At 72.6% G+C, this 8882-nt stretch carries 7 protein-coding genes; 4 read left to right on the top strand and 3 right to left on the bottom strand.

What is annotated here, in order from left to right; translation table 11 throughout:
• Window positions 1–1089 precede the first annotated feature (1089 nt).
• Entirely contained in the window at window positions 1090–1257 is a 168-nt protein-coding gene (locus tag ABTZ17_RS29390) for a hypothetical protein (RefSeq protein ID WP_352198790.1), read from the top strand.
• An 18-nt stretch (window positions 1258–1275) separates the two neighbouring features.
• Here the strand turns inward: ABTZ17_RS29390 and ABTZ17_RS29385 are convergent, their stop codons facing one another.
• Genes ABTZ17_RS29385 through ABTZ17_RS29375 form a run of 3 tightly spaced genes read right to left on the bottom strand, consistent with a single transcriptional unit; the run spans window position 1276 to window position 4482 of the window.
• Window positions 1276–2703 carry a hypothetical protein gene (locus tag ABTZ17_RS29385; RefSeq protein WP_352198789.1) on the bottom strand — a complete coding sequence of 476 codons (1428 nt, stop codon included), beginning with the start codon at window positions 2701–2703 and terminating at the stop codon, window positions 1276–1278.
• Between the two features lie 22 nt (window positions 2704–2725).
• Window positions 2726–4132 carry a mobilization protein gene (locus ABTZ17_RS29380; protein WP_352198788.1) on the bottom strand — a complete coding sequence of 469 codons (1407 nt, stop codon included), beginning with the start codon at window positions 4130–4132 and terminating at the stop codon, window positions 2726–2728.
• Between the two features lie 17 nt (window positions 4133–4149).
• Window positions 4150–4482, bottom strand: a complete 333-nt coding sequence (locus tag ABTZ17_RS29375; RefSeq protein WP_352198787.1) for a hypothetical protein — start codon at window positions 4480–4482, stop codon at window positions 4150–4152.
• A 549-nt stretch (window positions 4483–5031) separates the two neighbouring features.
• On the opposite strand from ABTZ17_RS29375, the gene ABTZ17_RS29370 reads away from it, so the two are divergent.
• The 3 genes from ABTZ17_RS29370 to ABTZ17_RS29360 form a co-directional block, all read left to right on the top strand.
• Entirely contained in the window at window positions 5032–6312 is a 1281-nt protein-coding gene (locus tag ABTZ17_RS29370) for an AlbA family DNA-binding domain-containing protein (protein WP_352198786.1), read from the top strand.
• A gap of 155 nt (window positions 6313–6467) precedes the next feature.
• The gene (locus ABTZ17_RS29365) at window positions 6468–6884 is read left to right on the top strand and encodes a hypothetical protein (RefSeq protein ID WP_352198785.1); all 417 of its coding nucleotides are present in this window, start codon (window positions 6468–6470) and stop codon (window positions 6882–6884) included.
• Window positions 6885–7039: 155 nt separating this feature from the next.
• Window positions 7040–8882, top strand: a 1843-nt coding sequence (locus ABTZ17_RS29360) for a tetratricopeptide repeat protein (RefSeq protein ID WP_352198784.1), incomplete at its 3' end; no start/stop codon positions are given.

Below are 8882 nucleotides of genomic sequence, written 5' to 3'. Positions count from 1 at the left end.
GGTGCCCGCTTCGCGGGCCGGGGCGCTTCGCGCCCAAAGGAGGGGGCGGCCCCGCTGCGCGGGGCCGTGAGTGCTGCGCTTCGCTGCGCACTGCCCCGGCTTCGCCGGGGCCACAGAGCCGCTGCGCGGCTCGGCCGGCAACAGGGCGGGGGTGGTGCGGCCTTGACCTCGGCCGTAAAACCGAGGCCTTCTGACCAGAAGGCCAGGGGCCGACCGCGGACCCCACAGTCGAGGGTGTTGACCCCCTTTGATGCCTCAAGGACACCAGGTACGACCGCTTAACCCTGCCCCCACCATAGCGGGTGGCGGGGGCCCGGGGACAGGCCTTCGCGGACCCGGCAAGAGCCCGGTCCCGGCCCGACACCCCGGACTCCGGTGGTGGAGCGGCCGAAGTCCGGCCCGTACGGAATCCACTCCGGCCGGGCCCCGGGAGGGTGTGGCCCTGACACGCGGGCCCCGTCGACCTGGTGACGGCCTGTCGGCCCGGGAGCGCGTCGGCTCGGGCCCGAAGACCTCGGTCCACTCCTGTTGGAGTCGGTTCGGGATATCCAGCGGGAGGAGGCGTGGAGGGCACGGTCGTGGGTGAGCATCAGATGATGCACCCTGTGTAGCATCCCGAGAACACCAGCACCCCCTGATCAGGCTGCGTCCATACGAACAGCCGGGCCGGCTCCCCCCAAGGCCCTGCGGGCGCGGGCCCGAGCGGAGGCCCCGCGGCCCATGCCAGGTACCCGTACGGGAGGCGCGCCGGGAAGTGGCCGTGCGCAGCACTGGAGCGGGCCCTCGTCGGGCCCAAGCGGGCGGCGCATGCCCGGCACCGGGCCCGTTCCCGGGCGCCGGGCCCGGGGGCTTCCCCCGGCCCCTCGCGGACCTCACCGGGCGGGGCCGGGCTCCGGCGGGGGCCAGGCGGGCGAGGCAGGGCTTCCCGGCGGCCGGGCCCGGGAACCGTCCGGCCCCTGGGAGACAGACGGTTCCCATATGCGGGAACCGGGGCCGGGTGGGTGCCGGGGCCCGCGTGGCACCCCTCAACCGAATTCGAACACCTGGTCTAATGAGGGTGTCGTCACCGGAACCGTCGAGGAGCAGCCGATGTCCACCCCCACCATCGCGCCGGGCCGGCCCGAGCCCGTGACCTGGCCCGCTTCCCAGACCGGGCCGTGTGCCCGCTGTCACCAGCCGACCTGCCGCTACGGGGCCGGTGGGTCACCGTTGTGCCGGCGCTGCAAGGAACTCCGGGACGAAGCCCTCAAGAAGTAGAAGCGCCCCAGGGGCCGGCTATCGGCCGCGTCCCTGCCGGGGCGCGGGCCCGGCCTGCCGCCGGTGCGCAGGCACCGCGGTCTGGGCCGCGACCGCCCGACCGGGCGCGGGCCCGGTCGAGGTGGTGGTGGAGCGGGAGCGGGCCGCGGCCGCCGAGACCCGGGGCCGGTCCGGGACGGGGGCGCCGGGCGGGCCCGTCAGGGCGCCCAGGGTCGCCACGACCATCCGCCCCGCGAGCTCGGACGGCGGGGCCTGCCGCCAGGCGGCTGTGTCCCCGAGGCCTGCGTGGAGGCGGTCGAGGAGGCCCTGTTCGCCTTCGGGGCCGCGGGCGGTGTCGGCCATGCGGGCCGCGAGCAGGGGCCAGGCCCGCGTCGCGACCAGGAGGGCCGTCTCCTGCTCGGAACCCAACGTGTCCTGGACCAGGGTGACCAGCCGGCTGTTCGCCGCCCCGGACACCCCCAGCCGCCCCAAGGCAGTGGGTCGGTCGGCCAGGTCGAGGTCGTTCGGGACCGTCAGGCCGGCCGTCAACGGCCCCCACAACGCGCGAGCGTCCGCACTCACCCCTCCCGGACCCGGCCCCGCGACAGCCGGAGCGGGGGCAGCGGCCGGGGAGGGGGCGGCGGCCGGGGCGGCCCCGGGGGCGGGGTCGTCCAGGAGGGACCACACCTTCGACCGCCGCGGCGCCGGCTCCGGCCCCCGAGGCGGGGCCAGATCCAGGATCCGCGACTGCCCCGGCACCGCCCCGGCCGCTGCCGGGGCCGAGCCCGCCGCCACCGGGGCCGGGGCCGGGGCCGCGTACGGGTTCACCGGCCCGTCCGGGGTGACCCCGGCCGGGCCCGCCACCGCCAGGACCGAGGCGACCGCGCGGTCCACGCCCATCCCCTGCTCGTGCGCGGACCGCAGAAGACCCGCCACATCCACACCACGCTGGTCCAGGCGACCCATGGTGTCCGCCATCCCCGGCCAGGCCGGAGAGGCGAGGATCGCCTCCCGCACCACCCCTTCCGGGATCGTCGCGCGCAGCAGATCCGCCCAACGGTCGGTACCCGCCGCCCGGATCCGGGCCGCGTTCGCGGTCACCGCCTGGTGCACCGTGGCGGCGGCCTGACCCACATGCGGAAGGAACGTCGCCAGGTCCACGCCGGCTTTCTGCAGCAACACCAGCTGCCCGGCCAACGCGGGCCAGTCGGCACCCGCGACCAGACTCGTGAGGACCCGGGGGTCCAGGACCGGGCGCAGGGCATGCTCCGCCCAGCCCGGCGCGAGCCGGGCCTCCTCGTCGGCGAGGTCTTCCTCCCGGCCGGTGCGGAGTTTCTGGGCGGCGCGGCGGACGGCGTCGGAGATCGTCAACATCAACCGGAACGCCGCTACGGCGGTCTGCGCGGCCTCCGCGAGGGCTTCGGCGAACGGGTCGACGGCTGCGGGGTCGGGCGCGGGGGTGGACACGGACGGACTCCTTGCTGGCGGGTCAGCGGGACTTGCCCGGACCGGCCTTGGGCGGTCCGGGAGCACGGGGCGGCACACCGGTAACGGAGGCGGGCCCGGCCGGGCCACGGCCCACCGCCCGCGACGTCCTCGCCGTACGGGCCGGGCCCGTACGAGAGGCCGGTGCGCCGGCCGCGGCGGCGGCCTCACGCAGCAGCCGCCCGGCCTCAGCAGCGGCCTTCGCCTGCGCGCGATGCTGCTGTGCCTCGTGCCACAGGCGAGCCGCTTCCACCGCCTCCACGAGCGCGACGAGGAGGGTGAGGACCACCACCGCGCCGCCGCCCCGGGCGGTGCGCGGAGCGTGTTCCAACGCGCGCGCCGACACCCGCCATCCGGCACGGGCCCGACCTTCCAGGGAACGTTCGCCCGGGGCCCGGCCGGCCTGCTCGAAGGCGTCGGCCGCCGCCGTGATCCGGTCCCGCACCGTCGCGGGGGCGTGCGCGGCGGCGGCCACCAGAAGGTCGCCGAGCGCGGCCACGTCACCGGCGCCCTCCGCCCGGCCGGAACGCGCGAGCGCGGCCGCGGCCTCACGCACCAGACGCTCCGCCACCGCCCAGTCCACCGGGCCGACGGCGGGCTCATAGCGCTCCCGTACGCGAGGCAACGACAAGTCGTAAGCCAACGAGCCGCCGGAGAACCACACCGGCCGGGAGCCGTGGTCGGCGCGGTCGCCGGGAAGCGCGACCGCGTACCCGACGAGGGTCCCGTCGTCACCGTGGCGCTCACGCACACGAAGACCCGCGTCACGAAGACGGTCGAGGAAATTGACGTCGTCGTGGGCGAGCGCGGCCGCGGTCCGCACGGTGCGCTGGAGGGACTCCCGAGCGGTCTCCAACAAGCCCCGACGGCCGGCCTTCGCCAGCTCCCCCGTCGACGGGCGACGCACCGCCGTACGGTCCTGCGGCGACATCGCCGTCAACCCCCACCGGGCCTCAAACTGCCGGGCGACGGCGTGCATGGCGAGGATGTCGCCGCGCAGCCGGGGCTGACGGCCATCGACCCGGGCCAGGGTCGCGACGATGTGGATGTGGTCGTCCGCATGCCGTACCGCGAGCCAGCGGCAGGCCTGTTCGTCACCGGCCGGAGCGATACCCGCAGCGTCGACCATCTCGGCCGCGACCTCCGCCCACTCCCCGTCCGACAAGGTGCGATCGGCGGGCGCGTTACGGACCGAGACGTGCCACACGTGCTTGACCGGACGAGCACCACGCAGCGCTTCCACCGGAGCGTCCAGCAGGTCCGCCAGCTCACCCAGCGTGGTGCGGTCCGGCCGCCGGGCCGGGCACGGCAGATCGGGGTCCCAGGCCGCCACCAGGTGAGGGTCGGTGTGCTCGTCACGTTTGCCCGGACCGAAGAGGTACTCCACCAACTTGTAGGTGTCGTCGCCCATCTCCGGCTTCTTCGGCATCACGAACGGGACCGGCGTTCCCGCATCACCGCCACCGTCGCCTCATCCACCCGCACCACCGCAGCACGGGCATCGGCCACAGCGTCGGCCAACCCCACCCCCGTCACGCCGGCAGGGCCCAGAGCGTCCAGGCGGACCGCGACCTCCCGCAGACCGGCCCGCGCCCGCACGAACTCGCGAAGGACGTCCGCGCGGTCCGCCGAGACCGGCACCAGGACATCCTGCGCAACCGCCATCGCCTGCCGGCCCACCCACCCCGCCGCCGACATCCCCTCACGCACCGCCGCCGCGCGAACAACCTCCAACTCGACCTCACTGAAAGCGACACCCACCCGCTGAGAACGCCGGGCCCCGCTCTCCCGCTCACGCCGGCGGCCACCCTCACCAGCCATCACCCCAGCCACCCCTTTTCGACCACACCCGGGCACCCAGAACAGCCCCGGAGCCCGCGGCCTGACCAAGATCAGTCAGGGCGTAATGTTCCATTCCGCACTAACTGGCTGCCACTTTTTAATGTCGGGAAAATCCTCCCAGCCCACCGCACAAGCCCTCCCGAAACCGGCTACCCGACCACCCACAATCACCCCAACCAGCGACCCCCAAAAACACCCCACACCCAACCCCCACCACCCACACCCACAACCCCACCCGCGAACCCACACCCACGACCACACCCAACCCCCACAACCAACCCCCACCCCCCAACACACCACCACCCCACACCCCCACCCCACCCCCACCCCACACAAAGCGACGACCACCCCGCGGTTGAACCGCTGTCGACGCCAACCGCAGCCCCACCCGAACTCGCCGCGCCAGTCCCCCGGACCGGCTTTGACGAATCACTCGCCAGCGCGCACCGATCTCCTTAGGGTGACGAGATGGCGCGCTCCTGGACTCGACTGCACGAACATCTGGGCCGTCCGATGGGCCCTCTCACCCACGAGATGGTCCTGGAGGCCGTGGCCACCAAGCTAGGCGAGACGGACGATCTCGACTGGAAGGAGAGCCTGCCCACCTTCGTGCCGACACCGGGCATCTGGAACGAGTTCGCCAAGGACGTCACCGCGATGGCGAACACCCGCGGCGGCCTACTCGTCTACGGGGTCACGGACGACATCGAGGCCGTCGGTATCGACCTCGCCGAAGTGAATGAGCAGCAGCTGACGCAGACCCTCCGCAACGGCGTCCAGCCCTACCTGTCCGGCGTCGACATGATCCCTCTGACCGCGCCGGGCGGGGACGGTCCCGACTTCCTGATCGTCGACGTGACGCCGAGCGAACTCGCGCCGCACTTCCAGCACGGGTGGGAGCGGAAGGACAAGGACAGGGCGACCTTCAACGCGCCCTACCGCGTCGGAAGCGACACCTTCTACATGTCCGAGCACCAGGTTGCGCGGGCCTATCAGGAACGCTTCTCTCGACAGGAACGGGCCGACGCAGCCCTTGTCGAGCTCGGTCAGCAGGCCGCCACGGTCGTCCTCGGCGAGTCCGATCCCGGGAGTGCGTGGCTGATCGTTGCAGGACGCCCCTCGCGACCGGTACCCCGGCTGGTACCGGCCCCCAGTCGCGACGAAGCCAAGAAGGTGCTCCTCGACGGCATCAAGACCGCAGCTCGACTTCGGCTTCGCCATGATCCGTACGGTGCCTTCGGCGTCCTGCAGGATCGGATCAACAACGGCATGCACGTGGGGCTGCGTCGCTGGGTCGACAGCAACATCCTCGTACCGGAACTGCGCAGCCATCAGCCTGGGGCGATGGTCGAACTCCACCACGACGGAGGGGTCGTCGTGTGCGTCGACCTGAGTCACCCGCTGCCGCCTCAGGTCGGCACCGCGATGGTCGACACCTGGACGCTTCCCACCACGCTGAACGAAGCCGTCGCGGTCATCGATGCCCACCGCAAAAGCCGCCTCCTCGACTCCACCGTGGACATCACCGCAGCAATCGTGGCGCACAGCAACAACGGCTCAGACTTCCGCTTCCTGCCCTACGGGTACGGCTCCGGGCAACCCAGCCCGATCGAGCGGTCACGGCGGCCGCGGCGTGTTCTTCCGGCCACCACGGAACTGCCCCCCATCGCCGACGACGAGGTTCTCCAGACCACCGCCAACGACCTCGTCGAAGGGCTGCTGCACCAGTTCGGGATCAACACACACTGAGTCACGCTCCAGCCTCCACGCCCGCCCGCGCTCGCCAAGGTAGGGAGTCGGGAACTTCGCCTGCTTGTCGGACGTGATCCCACTACCGTCGGTCCCCGAGGGGATGACGTGGCCGGGCCGAGGGTCCGGCCGCGAGAGGGTGAAGGGGGTGGGGTGTGGCTGGTGTTGCGCGGGGTTGGGTGTGGGCTTCGGTGGTGGTGGCCGGGGTGGTCACCGTCGGGTTGATCGTGGTCATGGTCGTGGTCGATCTGGATACGGGTGCGCTGGTCGCGGGGATCGCGGGGACGGTGTTGTCCGGGGCCGGACTGACGGCGTCGACCGTCGCCCTGACCGGCGGCGCGGGAGGTGGTGGGCGGCGCGTACGGGCCGGGCGTGGGGGTGTCGCGGCCGGAGGGTCCATCGTCGGCAGTGCCCTCGGAGACCGCTCCCAGGTCTCCGGTACGCCTGCGGCGTCGAGCACGCCGGCACAGGCCGCGGCGTCGGGTGCGGATGTGCGGGCCGGGCGTGACGGGATCGCGGCCGGGGGCAACATCGACGGCAGCGCGCTGGGTGACGACAGCGAGGTCCGATGACCCCCTGGTGGCGCCGCCGCAGCAACGAGCCCGCACCGGACACCGATACCGGCCCCCGACCCGCTACGCGGGAGGAGTCCTCCCCCGCGCGGGAGGACGGAGCAATAACCGCTCATGCTGGGGGCGCCGGTCAGGTCGAAGCCAGCACTGACCCGGTGCGGCCGCTGTCCGTGGAAGCCGACCGGCACGGTGTCGCGGCCGGCGGCAACATCGACGGCAGCGCCCTCGGTGCACACAGCCGGGTCGACAACAGCCGCCACTACCACCTGCCCGCCGCGCGGGACAAGGTCGTGTGGCCGCTGCGGATCGGCGATCCGCCGCTGCCCGCGTCGGCGTTCCAGCCCCGGCCGGCACTGCGCACGGAGATCGAAGCCGCACGTGCCGCCGGAGACACGGCCGTGCTCACCGGCACCCAAGGGTCCGGGTCCACTCGTGTGCTGTCCGGTGGGGGCGGGGTCGGCAAAACCCAACTCGCCGCCGCCTACGCCCACGAAGCCACCTCCCAAGGAACCGACCTCGTCCTCTGGATCGCCGCGGGTGACAGCGTGCAGACCGTCACCGCGTACGCACAGGCCGCGCTACGCGTGCGAGCCCCCGGCGCGGCGGGTGAGACTCCCGAGGACGACGCACGTGCGTTCCTGGCCTGGCTGGCGGTCACGGACCGGTCCTGGCTGATCGTCCTCGACGACATCACCGACACCACGGCCCTCACCCCGTGGTGGCCGCCCCCACGCCCCGGCACCGGCTGGACCCTGGCCACCACCCGCCTCAAAGACGCCACCCTCACCGGCCAGGGACGCATCCGCGTCGACGTCGACGTCTACACGGCCGAGGAAGCCCACGCCTACCTCACCCACCGCCTCACCACCGACGGCTACAGCCACCTCCTCGACAGCCACGAAGAGAACGTCGCCGAACACCTCGGCCGACTCCCCCTCGCCCTCGGCCACGCCGCCGCCTACCTCATCAACCGACAGACGACCTGTGCCGACTACCTCGACCTGCTGCGCGACCGCAGCCGGCGCATCAACGAGCTGCTGCCGGCCGGAGCCGATACCGAAGGGTACGGCCGCCAGGTCGCCGCCGCCCTCCTCCTCTCCCTCGACGCGGCCGAAACCGCCGACACCACAGGCATCGCCCGCCACCTCCTCCATCTGACCGCACTCCTCGACCCCGCAGGACAACCCACAACCCTGTTCACCTCCCCGCCGGTCCTCCAACACCTGGCACACAAAGCCGGACGCGCCGACGTCGGTGCGGGAGAGGTCCGGGACGCGTTGCTCGTGCTGCACCGGTACGCACTGATCACCTACGACACGAGGAGCACTCATCGCGAGGTGCGGATCCACGCCCTCACCGCGCGCGCCGTCACCGAAGCCATCCCCGACCATCACCAGGCCGACCTTCGCGAAGCGGCGGCACAGGGGCTGACCGAGTTGTGGCCCGAACACGCGCACACCGACCGCGCCCTCACCCAGATCCTGCGCAACAACACCGAAACCCTCATGGACCTGGCTGACTCGCCCGGCCAAGCCGAGCTTCACCTGGCTTTCCGCTACGGAGCCAACCTTGGTGAGGATGGGCTTTACGGTCGGGCGGTCGACCACTGGACGATCCTGGTCAGCCACCTGGCCCCCGACCATGCCGACGCCGTCACCGCGCGGTCACTGCTCGCCCATACCTACAGCCAGTTGGGGCGCCATGACCAAGCCCTGCAGGTCCAGGAAGAGGTCCTGGCCGACCGCATCCGCGCCCTCGGCCCCGACCACCCCGTCACCCACCGCGCCCAAGCCAACCTCGCCGTCACCTACAGCCACCTCGGACGCCACCAAGACGCCCTCCACCTGAAAGAACAGGTCCTCACCGACCGGATCCGCACCCTCGGCCCCGACCACCCCGGCACCCACATCGCCCAAGCCAACCTCGCCGTCACCTACACCGACCTCGGACGCCACCAGGAAGCCCTCCACCTCGAAGAACAGGTCCTCACCGACCGGA

Origin of the sequence: Streptomyces sp. NPDC097619, from assembly GCF_040302735.1 — a bacterium.
In the GTDB taxonomy this organism is placed as follows: Bacteria; Actinomycetota; Actinomycetes; order Streptomycetales; family Streptomycetaceae; genus Streptomyces.
The sequence above is the reverse complement of the archived record's forward strand: the minus strand, read 5'-3'. Positions and strand labels throughout refer to the sequence as shown.